Here is a 15891-nt window from a genome sequence, read left to right as displayed (position 1 = left end):
CTCTCCGACATACACTTCCCACTCGCGGGCCGTTCGCATGTTCGCCTCCGTTGGTTGGTCCCAATTAGAGGTTTAACTGCGGACGGCCCGCATAGCATCTACAGTCGGGCTTCGTTGGGCGTCGGCGAAGCCCCATAGGGTGTGCCTTGGCGCACCGATACGGGCGTTCGGAGGGTATGTCCGGTGCGGCCAGCCGCACCCTATGAATGTCTGCTTCGCGCGCGACTTCCACACTCCCGGCCCGCTCTGGCCCGCCTTTCCCGCGCGCCCGGAATGCCCATCCGGGTTCTGCCCGCTTGCCCGGCTTCGCGGGGCTCACGCATCATGCTCGGCATCGCAATGGAGCAGCCCATGGCCCACAACTACCCGGCGCATATCTGGCACAACGGCGGCATCAAGCCCTGGGCCGAGGCCACCACCCACGTCATGGCGCATGCCCTGCACTACGGCTCCTCGGTCTTCGAGGGAATCCGATGCTATGAGACGCCTAAGGGACCGGTGATCTTCCGCCTCGGCGACCACATGAAGCGGCTATTCCTCTCGGCCAAGGTCTACGACATCGGCATGCCCTACCCGCAGGACGTGCTCGAGGCGGCCTGCAAGGAGGTTCTCCGTGCCAACGGACTGAAGACCGCCTACCTGCGCCCGGTGGCCTTCCGCGGCCTCGGCGGTTTCGGGCTGTCCGCCGACACCCCGACCGATGTCGCGGTGGCGGCCTGGGAATGGGGGCCCTACCTCGGCGCCGGCGTGCTGGAGAGCGGCATCGACGCCATGGTCTCCAGCTGGCAGCGGATGGCGCCGAACACCATCCCCAGCGGCGCGAAGGCCGGCGGCAATTATCTTTCCGGCCAGCTGATCGCCCGCGAGGCAAGGCGCCTCGGCTTTGGCGAGGGCATCGCCATGGCCAGCAACGGCCTGATCAGTGAGGGCGCCGGCGAGAACCTGTTCCTGGTCGTCGAGGGCGTACTGAACACTCCGCCGGTCTCGGCCGGCATCCTCAGCGGCATTACCCGCAACACCGTCATGGCCCTGGCCCGCGACGCAGGCATTCCGGTGATCGAACGCGACCTGCCGCGCGAGACCCTGTACTTCGCCGACGAGGTGTTCATGGTCGGCACGGCCGCGGAGATCACGCCCTTGCGCTCGGTCGACGGCAAGCCTGTCGGCAGCGGCCGCCCCGGTCCGGTGACCCGGCAGATCCAGGATGCATTCTTCGGCCTGTTCCGCGGCACCACCGAAGACAAGTGGGGCTGGCTGGACCCCGTGTAAGGCGGATCCCGGCCCGGTTTCGCTTCCGCGCAGGCACCCGTCGCCGGGCTCGATGCCTGCCCTACCTCGAGAACCTGAGGGTCGCCACGGCGCCCTCCTCCCCGTCCCCACGCGGCGCCAGGCGCGCCTCCCAGCCGTACAGCTCGCAGAGCCGGGTGACGATCGCGAGGCCAATGCCCGCGCCCTTGCTACCCTCGCTGCCCTTGCCGCGTACGCCGCGCTCGAACAGGTGTTCGGCGTCCTCGGCGGCGATGCCCGGGCCGCTGTCGGTGATGGCCACGGCGTCGCGGGAGATGCGGATGCGCACCTCGCCCTGGCCGGTGTACTTGACCGCGTTGCCGATCAGGTTGCCCAGCGCTACCGAAAGCACGGACTCGGGCGCGTCGATGACCACCTGCGGGCCGTCCTCGACCACCAGTTCCACCGCCTTGCCGCGCATCGCCAGACGCTGCGCCTCGACGATCTGGCCGATGATGCGGCGCAGGTCGGCCGCGCCGTGGCCGCGCTCGCTGCGCGAGAGGGTCAGCAGGGCCTCGATCAGGTCGGTGCACTGGGTCACCGCACGCTCGATGCGCTTGAGCCGCGTCGCCGATTTGGGGTCCAGATCGGGAGCGGCCTGGAGCAGTTCGGTGGCCCCCCGGATCACCGCCAGCGGGGTGCGCAGCTCATGGCTGACGTCGGCGTTGAACTCGCGGTCGCGACGTACCAGCGCAGTGAGCCGCTCGGAGTAGTCGTCGAGCGCCGCGGCCAACTGGCCGACCTCGTCATCGGCGAAGTGCGGGGCCAACGGCTCGGGCTGGCCGCCCTCGCTGAAGCCCTGCAGGCGCGTGGCGAGGTCCGAGACCGGCTGCATCACCCGCCGGGAGGCCCACAAACCGAGCAGGGCGGCAAGAATGGAAAAGACCACCAGGGTGGCGAGCAGCGCATAGACCAGGTTGCGCTGGCTGAGCTGCTCCTGGCTGAAGTCGTAGCGCAGGAAGCTGATGATGTCGTCGCCCCGGTAGACCGCCAGCTTGTACGGCCGGGGCTCGCCAACGACGTCCTCGTCCACCATCTCATAGACCCCGGTCTCCAGCCGCTGCCAGGCAAATGGCAGGTTGGTGATGGTGCGCGGCGAGCGGGCGATGATCTCGATCTGCCGCGACAGGCTGAACGGCGCGTTGGGGTCGGGATTCTCACGCTTGAACTCGACGAAGTTCTTCGCCTCGCTGGCGAGCCAGGAGTCGATCAGGTCGTTCTCGATGTTCGAGCGCAGCAGCAGGGTGGCCAGGGCAAAGGCCGCGGTCAGCCCCGTGCCGAGCAGAACGAAGGACACGATGATGCGGGCGCGCAGGCGCCGGCGGTAGAGCCGCCCCTTGCTGGCCACGATGCGCCCCTCAGCTCGCCGCTTCGCCGGCGATCCGGTAGCCGATGCCGTGGCGGGTCTGGATCAGCGGGTTGGGGAAAGGCTTGTCCACCGCCGCACGCAGGCCATGGATGTGCACCCGCAGACTGTCCGAGTCGGGCAGCTCCTCGCCCCAGACCCGGGTCTCGAGGTCCTGCCGGGTGACCACCGAGGGCGCTGCCTCCATCAAAGCCTGGAGGATCTTCAACGCGGTCGGGTTGAGGTTGATCGACTTGCCGGCGCGGTGGACCTCGAGCGTGTCGAGGTTGTACTCGAGGTCGGCCACCTTGAGCACCCGGGGCCCCACCGCCTTGCCGCGACGCTGGAGCACGGCGAGCCGGGCCGAAACCTCCTGCAGGGCGAAGGGCTTGACCAGGTAGTCGTCGGCGCCGACGTCGAAACCGGCCAGCTTCTGCTCCAGCGCGTCGCGCGCGGTGAGCATCAGCACCGGTGTGCTCTTGCGGGCCTCCTGACGCAGCTTTCGACAGACTTCGAGGCCGTCCATGCCGGGCAGGTTGAGATCGAGCACAATGGCATCGAACTCGTTGACCACGGCCAGGTGCAGGCCGGTCACGCCGTCCGCGGCGAAGTCGACCGTATGCCCCTGGTCTTCGAGGAAATCACCGAGGTTGGCGGCGATGTCCTGATTGTCTTCAATGACGAGGATCTTCATCCGCAAAGACTACCCCGGCAGGGCGCCGCCGTCATCGTCCGCCCGGCGCGCGCCGGGTGCTAGCGACGAAGCGCGGCGCCGTCGATCGAAGTGACGCTGGATTCCTCCAGGCCACCGCGGCGACAGACCCGCGAGCCGGTGCTCGGGCGGTTGCAGCCGCCGTAAGGGGTGCTCTCGGAGAAATCTCCGGACAGGCTGAAATCGAATCGCTGGGTGCGCTCCTCACCTCCCGCCGCCGGTGGAAAGCGCCAGCTGCGCAGCGCGCTGCGCGAGGCCGCCTCGAACATGCCCTCGGGCTGCGCCTCGATCACCTTGACCTCGCGCACCCGGCCATCGAGGTCGATCCGATAGCTCAGCTCCACCCAGCCCTCGACGTTGGCAAGCCGAGCGGGGCGCGGATAGTCGGGAGCTCGGTAGTCGATCGGGGCGATCTGCGGCGCCGTCTCCGGCGGCGCCGCCAACGGGGCCTCGAAGGCGCGCTCGATGGCAAGGCCGACGGCCACGCCCGGCAGCTCGATCCGGGCCAGCGAAGGGTCCGGGACGGAACGCTGCAGGCCAGGCAGGCCGAGCGCCGAGGCGTCCGCGTCGACGAAATTTGCCGCTACCGGACGCAGCGGCTCGACCTCGATGGCCGGGCGCGCGACCGCCAGCGGCAGCGGCTCGACGCCCACCGCCCTCAGACCCTCGCCCAGCAGGCGTTCGACCGGGGCCAGCGCGATCGCTTCAACGGCTGGCTGCACTGCGCGGAGCCCCGCCACCAGAAGCATCGCCAGCATTGCGGCAACAATCACCGCGCGCAGGCCGCTGCCGCGGGTATCCGGCTCCTGCTCACCGACGATGCGGCGCACCCGCTCGAGCAGCACGCCTCCGGTAGCGGCCAGCGCCAGATCGCCGTGCTGGTGACGGAACTCGGCCACCGCCAGCAGGGCCCGGGCATACGGCGTCCGGTCGCGCGGGTCGGCGGCCACCCGCTCATCGCAGGCCAGCTCGCGCTCGTGGCGGACCTGCGCGGACAGCCAGCGAACCGCCGGATTGAAGAACAGCAGGGTCTCGACCAGCAGCTGCAGCAGGTTGAAGAGAAAATCGGCGCGGCGCACATGCGCCAGCTCGTGGGCCAGCAGCAACTCGATCTGACGCGGCGGCAGCCCGACGGTCATCCCGATCGGGAACAGGATCACCGGCCGCATCCAGCCGACCAGCATCGGCGCCGCGACCTCGGCCGACTCCAGCCAGCGCACGGCCACACGCACCCCATGCTGGCGGCACAAGGCGAGCAGCCGCGCCTGCCACGCCGCCTCTACCGGCGAGGCCTGATCGACCACCCGGCCCAGCCGCCGCCAGCGCAATGCCGCGCGCAGCGAGAGCAGGGCGACGCCAAGAGCCCAGGCGCCGGCGAGAACGACGGTGAGCGGCAGCTCGCGGCTGGCCGCCACCGCCTGCTGAGCCGGCAGGGCCCAGGACGGCAGCGTCTCGGCCATCACCGAAGGGCTGCTGCCGGAAACAGCAAAGCTCATGCTCCACACGGTCAGCGCCGGGAGCAGCAGACAGGCCATCAGCGCAGCTTCTCCGAGCACCACCCGGACGTGCGCAGGGGCGCTCTGCAGCGGGCGGCGCAGGCTGGCGTAGAGCAGGGCCAGCAGGAACGCCTGCCACAGGGAATGCAGCAGGCCCCAGCCGATGGCGTCGAGCCACGGCGAGGCATCCAGCAACAGATCAGTCATGGCGGCGCCCGTGTTCGATACGGTCGAGCAGTTCGCGAATCTGGCTCAGCTCCTCGGCGCTGGGAGACTTGTCGCTGCCCAGGGCGCGCATCACCAGCTCGGCCGGCCGCCCGTCGAACAGGCGCTGCACCAGCTCGGCCGTCGCCCGCTTCTGGGTCGCCGATTTGCTGATCGCCGCCTTGTAGACGTGCGCACGCTGCCTCTCATCGCGTCGGACCAGCCCCTTGGCGTGCATCACCTGGAGCATCTTCAGGGCGGTGGTGTATCCGCCGTCCTCGCCATACAGCGCCTCGTGCACCTCACGCACCGTTGCCTCGCCGAGGTCCCAGAGGACGCCGAGGATGGCGAGTTCGCTTTCGGTGGGGCGGGGAACGGCGGCTCGGGGTGCCATGGCGTCGATTTCCTGGAGAACGAAAGCCCAGGCGCGTCGGCGACGCCACCGGACGCCCCGAGTCTACGGCATTGTTCGTACGAATCAATGGGGGGCCTGGCCGGTACGGGGAGGAGATCCCCGAGACCAACATAGGAACCGGGACGGCCGCAGCGGCAACCCCTTGAGCCCCGCCGGGGACGGGCAAGGAGCGCATCGGGGGCAAACAAGACATTCATAGGGTGCGGCTGGCCGCACCGGGCGTACCGTCCGAACGTCCATATCGGTGCGCCGAGGCACGCCCTATGGGGCTTCGCAGACGCCCAACGAAGCCCGACCGTAGGAGCGCACATGGGCGCGACCGCGGCGCGGCGTATTCTCCACAGACCGCGGCCGGAGCGAACCTCCGCGGTCGCGGCCATGTCCGCTCCTACGAAGAGCCCGCCCGATCGGGGTCGGTGGCGAATGTCCGCTTCGCGCCCGAATTGAGCCCCTCGCGCAGAAGCGCCTTTTCTCGACCGCGGCCCTTTCTCGACCGCAGAAAAGAAAAACCCCCGGAAGCTCGGGGGAACGTGCTTCCGGGGGCTCAAGCTACTGCCCCGATTACCGCAATCTGCAAGCCCCGAACTGACTTGGGAGTGTCGAGCAAACGATTCCGGTAGCGAGCAGATTACTCAGGCGTCAATTAAGAGCCCGTTAAACGGTTCGCTGGGATTCGTTAACCGCCGGGGGCCTTCAAATTGCACGAGGGGTTTCGTTCATTATCCTTGCGAATCAGTGGCTTGCGACCTCTTGCGGCCATTCGAGGGACGCTTGGCTGCGGTGCGCTGGTCGCGCTGGCGCTGGCGGCGCAGGGCGGCGTCGGTGAAATCGATGATCGCACCGGCCACGTCCTCTCCGGTCGCCCCCTCGATGCCCTCGAGCCCTGGAGACGAGTTCACCTCCAGCACCAGCGGCCCGCGCTTGGAGCGCAGCAGGTCGACGCCGGCGACGTTCAGGCCAAGCACCCGGGCGGCGCGGATCGCGGTGTCGACCTCGGCCTCGCTCAGGCTGACCGCCTTGGCGGTGCCGCCGCGGTGCAGGTTGGAGCGGAACTCCCCCTTCTTCGCCTGCCGGCGCATCGCGGCCACCACACGGTTCCCGACCACGAAACAGCGGATGTCGGCGCCCTTGGCCTCAGCGATGAACTCCTGGACCAGAAAGTTCGCGTACAGGCCGCGGAAGGCCTCGATCACGCTTCGCGAGGAGGAGGCCCGCTCGGCCAGGATCACGCCAGTACCCTGGGTGCCCTCGTTGAGCTTGATCACGTGCGGCGGCGGGCCGAGCATGGCCAGCAGGTCGTTGGTGTCATCGGGGTTGTCGCCAAAGACCGTGCGCGGCAGGCCGATCTCCTGGCGGGCGAGGATCTGGTGGCAGCGCAGCTTGTCGCGGGCGCGCAGGATGGCGTCGGAGCCATTGGGCGTGTAGACGCCCATCATCTCCATCTGCCGCAGCACCGCGGTGCCATAGAAGGTTACCGACGCGCCGATGCGCGGAATGACCGCGTCGTAGCCCGACAGCGGCTTGCCCTTGTAGTGCAGGGCGAAGTCGCCCGGCTCGATGCGCATGTAGCAGCGCAGCGGGTCGAGCACGCGCACCGAGTGGCCGCGCGCGCGCGCCGCATCGATCAAGCGCTCGGTGGAGTACAGCTTGGTATTACGCGAAAGGATCGCGAGCTTCATGGAAGAGCCTTGGGGGCCGGCCTGGCTGCCGGCGGCTCGGGCGCGGCTGCGCCGGAGCGCGAAGTGTATCAATCCGGTTTGACGATGCCATCCGCGGCCGTGGCCGTCCTGCGCGCCGGCTTCTCGCCAAGCAGGAACGAGCCCGAGGGGTCGACCACCCAGCGCCCGGCGACCGCGGTCCGCCCGAGCAGCATGGGAAACAGCATCTCGCGGCGTTGGGTCAGGTTGAGCTCGATCGGGTAGCGCTGGCCACCGAGTGCCAGCGTGGTCTGGATGAAGACGCGCAGGGTGCGCTTGCCTCCGCTGTCGGTGACCTCGCGGTGGTCGACGACCCGCGCCCGGCATTCGCGGACCTTGCCCCCGCGGGTCGGAACGATGGCAAAGCGTACCCACTCGATCCCGTTCTCGAAGAAGGTCTCGCTCTCCTCGACGTGCAGCGCCGAGCTGCGCGCCCCGGTGTCGATCTTGGCCCGGATCGCCCGCAGCTTCAGCTCCGGAAGCGCCAGCCATTCACGCCAGCCAAGGCGCGGCAAAGGCGGGGCATCCGAAGAGGACGATGGCTTCCGGCCGCTCATCGCGACGGACGATGGAACGATAGGTTCAAGGTCGGGCCCGTATGGCGTGGGGTTGCAGCCCCGCCGTCGCGCGACCGGGTCGACGGATTGTGGCCGCCCGTTCGGCGAGTGGTCAATGCGCACTCCTGCGCGTTCGCCTGGCGCGCTGCGGACCCGCGGCGCCAGCGCGGAATCCGCGCAGCTCGGGACCGTCTTCGGGACACTCCGCACATCACGGGCCGGCCGCCACGGAGCCGGTCTGCGCCGCCGTCCCGACCGCTCCGGGAGTGGCCGGCCGCAGTGCTGCAGCCGCTTGGCGCCGGAGGTGGAGCGGGTGATGGGAATCGAACCCACGTTAGCAGCTTGGGAAGCTGCAGTTCTACCATTGAACTACACCCGCATCGCAGCCCTCGCGGCGGCTCCGAAGCGCACCAGCGGGGCGCCCCCGGCGGCTCCATGCAGACATTCCCCGAGGACGGCGCGATGATAGCCAGCGCCACGCGGAGCCGCAATCGAGGAGGACACGGCCATGGAAGTCATCGTCAACGGACGGGCGCTGCAGCTCGACACCCCGATCAGCCTCGGCGAGCTGCTGGCCCAGCTTGGCCACGGCGAGCGGCGGGTGGCGGTCGAGGTCAACCGCGAGATCGTGCCGCGCAGCCAGCACGCCAGCTATCGCCTCGGTGACGGCGACCGGGTCGAGCTGGTCCATGCCATGGGCGGCGGCTGAGCGAGCGCCACCCGGCCTGCAACACCCGGCCTGCAATCCGAGACCCGGCACGCGGCCCGCCGCCACGGCGGCGATCGCGCTGCCCCTGCCCTGCCACCGCCCGCTCGGGCCATAATCGGCAGATGGATACCATTGCCACGCAGCATGACCCGCTCATCATCGCCGGGCGCAGCTTCCGCTCCCGCCTTCTCACCGGCACCGGAAAGTTCAAGGACCTCGACGAGACCCGCCGCGCCACCGAGGCCGCCGGCGCGGAGATCGTCACGGTCGCCATCCGCCGCAGCAACATCGGCCAGGACCCGAACGAGCCCAACCTGCTCGATGTCCTGCCGCCCGACCGCTACACCCTGCTGCCCAACACCGCCGGCTGCTACAGCGCCGAGGACGCCGTGCGCACCTGTCGCCTCGCCCGCGAGCTGCTCGACGGCCATACCCTGGTCAAACTCGAGGTGCTCGGGGACAAGCGCACCCTGTTCCCGGACGTCGTGCAGACGCTCACCGCCGCCGAGCAGCTGGTCAAGGAAGGCTTCGAGGTGATGGTCTATACCTCGGACGACCCGATCCTGGCCAAGCGCCTGGAGGAGATCGGCTGCGTCGCGGTGATGCCTCTGGCGGCGCCGATCGGCTCGGGCCTCGGCATCCAGAACCGCTACAACCTGCTCGAGATCGTCGAGAACGCCAAGGTACCGATCCTGGTCGACGCCGGCGTGGGAACGGCATCGGATGCGTCGATTGCGATGGAACTGGGCTGCGACGGCGTGCTGATGAACACCGCCATCGCCGGCGCCCGCGATCCGGTGCTCATGGCCAGCGCCATGCGCAAGGCGATCGAGGCCGGTCGCGAGGCCTTCCTTGCCGGCCGCATCCCGCGCAAGCGCTACGCCAGTGCCTCATCGCCGGTGGACGGCGTGATCGGATGAGCGAGCGGCCGGACAGCGAGCCTGCCGCGGAGCCCGCCCGCCACCGCCCGATCCGCAGCTTCGTGCTGCGACAGGGTCGGCTGACCCCGGCCCAGCAACGCGCCTTCGACGAGCACTGGGCGCGCTTCGGTCGCGAGCCGGCCGGGCAGCCTGTCGACTGGGACGCGGTGTTCGACCGCAAGGCGCGGCGCGTGCTGGAGATCGGATTCGGCAACGGCGAAGCGCTGCGCTGGGCGGCCGGCCGTCATCCCGACTGGGACTTCGTCGGCATCGAGGTGCACCGGCCCGGCGTCGGACGCCTGCTCAATGGCCTCGCCGAGGATGGCCGCGACAACGCGCGTCTTTACTGCCACGACGCGGTCGAGGTGCTGCGCCATGATTTTTCCGAGGGCAGCCTCGACGAGGTGCGCATCTGGTTTCCCGATCCCTGGCACAAGAAGCGGCACAACAAGCGTCGCCTGGTGCAGCCTGAGTTCGTCGCCCTGCTCGCCACGCGCATCCGGCCCGGAGGTCGCCTGCATCTCGCCACCGACTGGGAGGCGTACGCGGAACACATGCACGAGGTGATGGACGCCAACCCCGATTTCCGCAATGAGGCCGGCCCCGGCCAGGCCTCGCCGCGCCCGGACACCCGACCGCAAACCCACTTCGAGACCCGCGGCCAGCGCCTCGGCCACGGCGTCTGGGACCTGCTCTACCAAAGGACCTGAGCATGGCGCAGCGGCAAGCCGGCAGTGGCGGTGCCCGGGACGCGGACGCGTTCCCCGCCCGCGCCCGGCGCCGCCGCGCCACGTATCGATCCGGCGAGGCGCCCTAGATGGACGGCGCCTTCGGACTCTCGGCCGACATGCTGACGGTGCTGGGCCTGGTGGTCTTCACCATGGTGATGTTCACCTGGGAGAAGCTGCGTGCCGACGTCACCGCCCTGCTGGTGCTGGTCATTCTTGGCCTCTCGGGCCTCGTGCCGCCGGATCAGCTGTTCAACGGCTTTTCCGGCAATGCGGTGATCAGCGTCATGGCGACCATGATCCTCGGCGCCGGTCTCGACCGCGCCGGCGTGCTCAACCGCCTCGCCATCTGGCTGCTGCGCGTCTCCGGCGGTGTCGAACGCCGCCTCGTGCTGTCCAGTTCGGCGGTGGCCGGGTTCCTCTCCGGCTTCATGCAGAACCCGGCGGTCACCGCGCTGTTCCTGCCGGTGGCCTCGCGCCTGTCGACCCGCACCGGCGTGCCGCTGACCCGCATGCTGCTGCCGATCGCCGCCTGCGTGATCATGGGCGGCGGGCTGTCGATGGTCGGCAATTCGCCGCTGATCCTGCTCAATGACCTGATCGAGTCGGCCAACCGCAACCTGCCCTCGGGCGTGGCCACCCTGCGCCCGCTGGACATGTTCGCCCCGCTGCCCGCGGGCCTCGCCCTGCTCGCCCTCGGCCTCATCTACTTTGCCCTGTTCGGCCGCCGCTTCTTCGGTGGCGCCGAGGACAAGTCTGTGGCGCCGGGGCGCACCGAGAGCTACTTCGCGCGCACCTATGGCATCGAGGGCGAGGTCTTCGAGCTGACCGTGACCGCCGAGAGCCCCCTGGTCGGCATGTCGGTCGGCGAGGCCGAATCCAACCCCGACGCGCCCCTGCTGCTGGCGCTGAAGTCAGGCAACGAGTCGCGCCTCTCACCCCCGGTCGACAGCATGATCTGGGTCGGCAGCGTGCTCGGCGTGATGGGCAAGCGCGAGGACGTCAGCGACTACGCGCAGAACAACCTGCTGCGCATGACGCCGCGCCTGCGCCACTTCGGTGACCTGTTCAATCCCGCCCGCGCCGGCATTTCCGAAGCGGTGGTGCCACCCACCTCGCCCTGGATCGGCCAGACCTCCAGCGAACTGCAGCTACGCAAGCGCCACGGCATCAGCATCCTCGCCGTCAACCGCGGCTCGGAGGTGTTCCGCGAGGACGTGCGCGACGTGGCGATCCGCGCCGGCGACCTGCTGGTCTTCCACAGCATCTGGCGCGACCTGTCGATGGCCGCGGAAAGCCGCGACTTCGTGGTGGTCACCGACTACCCGAAGGAAGAGCAGCGCCCGCACAAGCTGCTGCACGCGGCGATCATCTTCGCCGGCGCCATCCTGCTCACCCTGTCCGGCGAGGTCGCCGTGCCGGTGGCGCTGATGACCGGCGTGGTCGCCATGCTGCTGGCCGGCGTGCTGACCATGGACGAGGCCTACTCGGCGGTCAGCTGGAAGACCGTGTTCATCATGGCCGCGCTGATCCCGCTGGGCTGGGCGATGGATTCCTCCGGCGCCGCGTCGTGGATCGCCGCCGAGCTGTTCGAACGCTTCGGCGAGCTGCCGCGCTGGGTCATGCACCTGCTGGTCGGCATCCTCACCACCCTGTTCGGCCTCGTGGTGAGCAATGTCGGCGCAACCGTGATCATGGTGCCGATGGCGATCAACCTCGCCATCTCCCACGGCGATGCGCCGATCAGCTACGCCCTGATCGTTGCCCTGTGCGCCTCGAACAACTTCATCAGCGTCTCCAACCCCGTGCTCTCGATGGTCACCGGCCCCGCCGGCTACCGCGGCTTCGACCTGCTACGCGTCGGCGGCCCGCTGTCACTGCTGTACATCGGCGTGGTGGTGGCGGTGATCGGGTGGTTGTACCCGTAGGCCGCAGGCGACAGCCTGCGGCAGGCAGGGTTCGGCCGCTTCGCGGCAACGGCGGCTGCGCCGCCTGCGCCTTCGCTTCGCTCGGTCAGAGGCTAGGGCTCAGGGGCTAGGGGCTAGGGCTCAGGGTTCGGCCGCTTCGCGGCAATAGCGGCTGCGCCGCCTGCGCCTTCGCTTCGCTCGGTCGGCCGCTTCGCGGCAACGGCGGCTGCGCCGCCTGCGCCTTCGCTTCGCTCGGTCGGCCGCTTCGCGGCAACGGCGGCTGCGCCGCCTGCGCCTTCGCTTCGCTCGGTCAGGGGCCAGGGCTCAGAGGCTAGGGCCAAGGGGCGAGCAGCGGGAGCCAGGCTTTCCTCCTCCCCTTGCGGCGCCTTGCGCCGTAGGGGGAGGTTGGGAGGGGGTGAGGCCGCCAAACCCCCAGCGCCCAAGATCGCCTCACTCCGCTTTCCTGAGCCCTGAGCCCTGAGCCCTAGGCCCTGATTCCTGAGCCCTAGTCCCTAGTCCCTAGGCCCTAGGCCCTGCCTCACCCCAGCCGCCTCCCCGCCAACCAGATATACCTCACCATCGCGGACCTCGACCGGCAGCGCGCTGAGGCTGGCGCCGCGGCAGGGGCCGAGCACGCAATGGCCATCGTCCAGACGGAAGCTGGCGCCGTGCGCCGCGCAGATCAGCAGTCCGTCCTCGATCAGGAAACGCCCCGGCGCCCAGTTCAGCGAACGGCCGGCGTGCGGGCAGATGTTCAGGTAGGCCACGGCACCCTGCCCCTGTCGGCCCACCACCAGCGAGGCGGGGCCATCGGCCAGTTCCGCGTGGACTTCGGTCACACCCGTCTCCGGCAGCGCGTCGACGCTGCACAGCCGCAAGGATGGGGAATGGGTCACTTGTGATACTCCGTCTGGCTGTCGATACTGCGCCTCCCGCCACGGAAACGTGCGCGGAGTGTGCCATGAGGAGAGAAGATTGAAGGCAAGCGTGCTGTTTCGAATGGGCCGTCCCCGCCACCCGCTGGCGCGGCTGTTCCTTGCCTGCGTGGCCATCGCCCTGCTGGCGCTGGCCTCGGTATTCGTGATGATCGTCGCCGGCAGCGTGCTGGCGCTGTGGCTGGGCCGCCGCGCCTGGCTGCGCCTGCGGGGCGAGAGCCCGGCTGCTGCCCCGCGCGGGGCATCCGGCGAGGTTCTGGAGGGCGAGTACCGCGTGGTTCGCCGCAGCTCGGAGCTGCTGCCCCGCTGAGCGCGCGTTACGCGATCCAATCGGTGTAGGGTATCGGCGCCGCCTTGGCGGCCTGCCCTTTTCTGATCGGAGCGACCATGAGTTTTCTCAGCGAGTTCAAGACCTTTGCAATGCGCGGCAATGTCGTCGACCTTGCGGTCGGCGTGGTGATCGGCGCCGCATTCGGCAAAATCGTTTCCGCCCTGGTGGACAAGCTCGTGATGCCGCCGCTCGGGCTGCTGATCGGCGGCGTCGACTTCAGCAAGCTCGCCGTGGTCCTGAAGCCGGCCGAGGTCGGTCCCGATGGCGAAGTCATCGCCGAGGCGGTCACCCTCGGCTATGGCGCCTTCCTGCAGACCTGCTTCGACTTCGTGATCATCGCCTTTGCCATCTTCCTGGTGGTCAAGGCGATGAACTCGATGAAGAAGAAGGAAGAGGCAAAGCCCGCGGCCCCTCCCGAGCCGAGCAAGGAAGAGAAGCTGCTGACCGAGATCCGCGACCTGCTCAAGGCCCGCGGCGGTTGAACGGCCAGCGTGCCGGCCCGCGGGCCGGGATTCGCTGTCCGGGCGCAAGCCGGTACTTCGCCACCGCCCCCGAATGGGCGGGCTCTTCGTAGGAGCGGACATGGCCGCGACCGCGGAAGTTCGCTCTGGCCGCGGTCTGTGGTGAACGCGCCACGCTGCGGTCGCGCCCAAGTGCGCTCCCACAGTCGGGCTTCGTTGCGCGTCGGCGAAGCCTCATAGGGTGTGCCTTGGCACACCGATACGGGCGTTCGGACGGTACGCCCGGTGCGGCAAGCCGCACCCTATGAGTCTCTTCTTTGCGCCCGGACTACCCCTCCAGGGTACGAACGTGCACTTCCTTCAGCTGCTCGGCGTCGATCGGCGACGGCGCGCCGGTCATCAGGCATTGCGCGCTGGTGGTCTTGGGGAAGGCGATCACGTCGCGGATCGACTCGGTGCCGGCCATCAGGGCGGCGATGCGGTCGATGCCGAAAGCGATGCCGCCGTGCGGCGGCGCGCCGTGGCGCAGGGCATCAAGCAGGAAACCGAACTTCGCCTCGGCCTCCTCGGCGCCGATGCCCAGCAGGTCGAAGACTGCGCTCTGCATGTCCGGACGATGGATACGGATCGAGCCGCCGCCGATCTCGTTGCCGTTGAGCACCATGTCATAGCCACGCGACACGGCGGTCTTCGCGTTGGCGCGCAGGTCGGCGATGTCGTCGACCGCCGGGGCGGTGAAGGGGTGATGCAGCGCCACATATCGCTGCGCTTCATCGTCCCACTCGAACATCGGGAAGTCGGTCACCCACAGCGGCGCCCAGATGTTCTGCACCAGGCCGAGGTCACGGCCGACCTTGAGCCGCACCGCGCCCATGAAGTCGCAGACCGTCTTGTAAGGGCCGGCGCCGAACAGCAGCAGGTCACCCGACTCCGCGCCGGCAGCGGTCAGCACGGCCTCGAGGGTGGCATCGTCGAGGAACTTAGCGATCGGCGAGTTCACCCCCTCGCGCCCCTTGGCCCGATCCTCGACCTTGATCCAGGCCAGGCCCTTGGCGCCGTACTTGGCGGCATGCGCGCCCATGTCGTCGATCTGCTTGCGTGACCAGTTCGATGCGCCCGGGCAGCGCAGCACCGCCACACGGCCGTCCGGATTGCCGGCCCAGTCGGTGAACACCTTGAACTCGCAGGCCTTGACCTGCTCGGCCACATCAACCAGCTCCAGCGCGATGCGCAGGTCCGGCTTGTCCGACCCGAAGCGGCGCATGGCCTCGGCATAGGGCATGCGCGGGAACGGGTCGGCCAGCTCGACCTGCATCACCTCGCGGAACACCTCGCGGATCATGCCCTCGACGCTGTCCTGGACATCGCGTTCCTGCACCCAGGCGAACTCCATGTCGAGCTGGGTGAACTCAAGCTGGCGATCGGCCCGCAGCGCCTCGTCGCGGAAGCAGCGGGCGATCTGGTAGTAGCGGTCGAAGCCGGCCACCATCAGGATCTGCTTGAACAGCTGGGGCGACTGCGGCAGCGCGTAGAACTCGCCCGCATGCATGCGCGCGGGAACCAGGAAGTCGCGCGCGCCTTCCGGCGTTGCCTTGGTCAGGATCGGGGTCTCGATGTCCTGGAAGCCGCGTGCATCCAGCCAGCGACGCAGGGCCTGCACCAGGCGGATGCGGGTGCGCATCATGCGCTGCATCTCGGGCCGACGCAGGTCGAGGTAGCGGTACTTCAGGCGGGTGTCCTCGCCCGGGTTCTCATGGAAATGGTAGGGCAGGTTCTCGGCGCGGTTGATGATCTCGATCTTTTCCGCGATCACCTCGACCCGGCCCGACTTCATCTTGTCGTTGACGCTGTGCCGGGCACGCACGGTACCGGTGATGCGCAGCGCATCCTCGTAGCCCACCCTCGCCGCATCTGCATACGCCGGATTGTCGGGCTCGGCCACGACCTGGACGATGCCCTCGTGGTCGCGCAGGTCGATGAAACAGACCCCGCCAAGATTGCGGGCGACATCCGCCCAGCCGCACAGGGTGACGGTCTGGCCGATGAGGGTCTCGTCGACGAGACCGCAGAAGTGGGTACGCATGGACAACTCCGGAGCCGCAGCAGTGCGGAAAGCCCGCCATTGTACGAAGCGTGGCGCTCGAACTGGAACCATCCGCGAGGCACTTCATCTGCGGCTCAGCCCGG

15 protein-coding genes and 1 tRNA gene are annotated in these 15891 nt (G+C 69.0%); 7 read left to right on the top strand and 9 right to left on the bottom strand.

Features of this window, described 5'->3' with window-relative positions:
- The first annotated feature begins 351 nt into the window (after positions 1-351).
- A complete protein-coding gene (locus M0G41_RS17755) occupies positions 352-1269 on the top strand; it encodes a branched-chain amino acid transaminase (protein ID WP_248211500.1) in 918 nt (305 codons plus the stop codon).
- Between the two features lie 61 nt (positions 1270-1330).
- Here the strand turns inward: M0G41_RS17755 and M0G41_RS17750 are convergent, their stop codons facing one another.
- From M0G41_RS17750 to M0G41_RS17720, 7 genes are all read right to left on the bottom strand, one after another.
- Positions 1331-2635: a sensor histidine kinase gene (locus M0G41_RS17750; RefSeq protein ID WP_248211499.1), complete on the bottom strand. Its 1305-nt coding sequence runs from the start codon at positions 2633-2635 to the stop codon at positions 1331-1333.
- 10 nt (positions 2636-2645) lie between these two features.
- On the bottom strand, positions 2646-3326 hold the full coding sequence (locus M0G41_RS17745; RefSeq protein WP_248211498.1) for a response regulator transcription factor: 681 nt from the start codon (positions 3324-3326) through the stop codon (positions 2646-2648).
- Between the two features lie 59 nt (positions 3327-3385).
- Positions 3386-5047, bottom strand: coding sequence for a M56 family metallopeptidase (locus M0G41_RS17740; RefSeq protein WP_248211497.1), 1662 nt, complete (start codon positions 5045-5047; stop codon positions 3386-3388).
- Positions 5040-5438: a BlaI/MecI/CopY family transcriptional regulator gene (locus tag M0G41_RS17735; RefSeq protein WP_248211496.1), complete on the bottom strand. Its 399-nt coding sequence runs from the start codon at positions 5436-5438 to the stop codon at positions 5040-5042. The genes M0G41_RS17740 and M0G41_RS17735 overlap by 8 nt, the downstream gene beginning before the upstream one ends.
- A gap of 740 nt (positions 5439-6178) precedes the next feature.
- Positions 6179-7138 carry a 30S ribosomal protein S6--L-glutamate ligase gene (rimK, locus tag M0G41_RS17730; RefSeq protein ID WP_248211494.1) on the bottom strand — a complete coding sequence of 320 codons (960 nt, stop codon included), beginning with the start codon at positions 7136-7138 and terminating at the stop codon, positions 6179-6181.
- A 68-nt stretch (positions 7139-7206) separates the two neighbouring features.
- A complete protein-coding gene (locus M0G41_RS17725; protein ID WP_248211491.1) occupies positions 7207-7671 on the bottom strand; it encodes an ATP-dependent zinc protease family protein in 465 nt (154 codons plus the stop codon).
- Between the two features lie 347 nt (positions 7672-8018).
- Positions 8019-8092, bottom strand: a tRNA-Gly gene (locus tag M0G41_RS17720).
- 129 nt (positions 8093-8221) lie between these two features.
- On the opposite strand from M0G41_RS17720, the gene thiS reads away from it, so the two are divergent.
- The 4 genes from thiS to M0G41_RS17700 all read left to right on the top strand — a co-directional run bounded on the left by thiS (position 8222) and on the right by M0G41_RS17700 (position 11998).
- Positions 8222-8422, top strand: coding sequence for a sulfur carrier protein ThiS (thiS, locus tag M0G41_RS17715; RefSeq protein WP_248211489.1), 201 nt, complete (start codon positions 8222-8224; stop codon positions 8420-8422).
- Between the two features lie 122 nt (positions 8423-8544).
- Entirely contained in the window at positions 8545-9342 is a 798-nt protein-coding gene (locus M0G41_RS17710; RefSeq protein WP_248211487.1) for a thiazole synthase, read from the top strand.
- Positions 9339-10052 carry a tRNA (guanosine(46)-N7)-methyltransferase TrmB gene (trmB, locus tag M0G41_RS17705; RefSeq protein ID WP_248211484.1) on the top strand — a complete coding sequence of 238 codons (714 nt, stop codon included), beginning with the start codon at positions 9339-9341 and terminating at the stop codon, positions 10050-10052. The genes M0G41_RS17710 and trmB overlap by 4 nt, the downstream gene beginning before the upstream one ends.
- 107 nt (positions 10053-10159) lie before the next feature.
- A complete protein-coding gene (locus M0G41_RS17700; protein ID WP_248211483.1) occupies positions 10160-11998 on the top strand; it encodes an SLC13 family permease in 1839 nt (612 codons plus the stop codon).
- 491 nt (positions 11999-12489) lie between these two features.
- Here the strand turns inward: M0G41_RS17700 and M0G41_RS17695 are convergent, their stop codons facing one another.
- Positions 12490-12873 (bottom strand): Rieske (2Fe-2S) protein, encoded by a 384-nt coding sequence (locus M0G41_RS17695; RefSeq protein ID WP_248211482.1) that lies wholly within the window; start codon positions 12871-12873, stop codon positions 12490-12492.
- Positions 12874-12976: 103 nt separating this feature from the next.
- Between M0G41_RS17695 and M0G41_RS17690 the strand changes: the two genes are divergently transcribed.
- Together M0G41_RS17690 and mscL are read left to right on the top strand one after the other, a co-directional pair.
- On the top strand, positions 12977-13222 hold the full coding sequence (locus tag M0G41_RS17690) for a hypothetical protein (RefSeq protein WP_248211481.1): 246 nt from the start codon (positions 12977-12979) through the stop codon (positions 13220-13222).
- A gap of 77 nt (positions 13223-13299) precedes the next feature.
- Entirely contained in the window at positions 13300-13725 is a 426-nt protein-coding gene (gene mscL, locus M0G41_RS17685) for a large-conductance mechanosensitive channel protein MscL (protein ID WP_248211480.1), read from the top strand.
- A gap of 307 nt (positions 13726-14032) precedes the next feature.
- Here mscL and aspS read toward each other — a convergent pair whose 3' ends face one another.
- Positions 14033-15787 carry an aspartate--tRNA ligase gene (gene aspS, locus M0G41_RS17680; protein WP_248211479.1) on the bottom strand — a complete coding sequence of 585 codons (1755 nt, stop codon included), beginning with the start codon at positions 15785-15787 and terminating at the stop codon, positions 14033-14035.
- Between the last annotated feature and the right edge of the window lie 104 nt (positions 15788-15891).

Source organism: Pseudomarimonas salicorniae (genome assembly GCF_023156535.1).
GTDB classification, from domain to species: domain Bacteria; phylum Pseudomonadota; class Gammaproteobacteria; order Xanthomonadales; family Xanthomonadaceae; genus Pseudomarimonas; species Pseudomarimonas salicorniae.
Note: the sequence above shows the minus strand (reverse complement) of the source record. Positions and strands in the feature narration are given on the sequence as shown.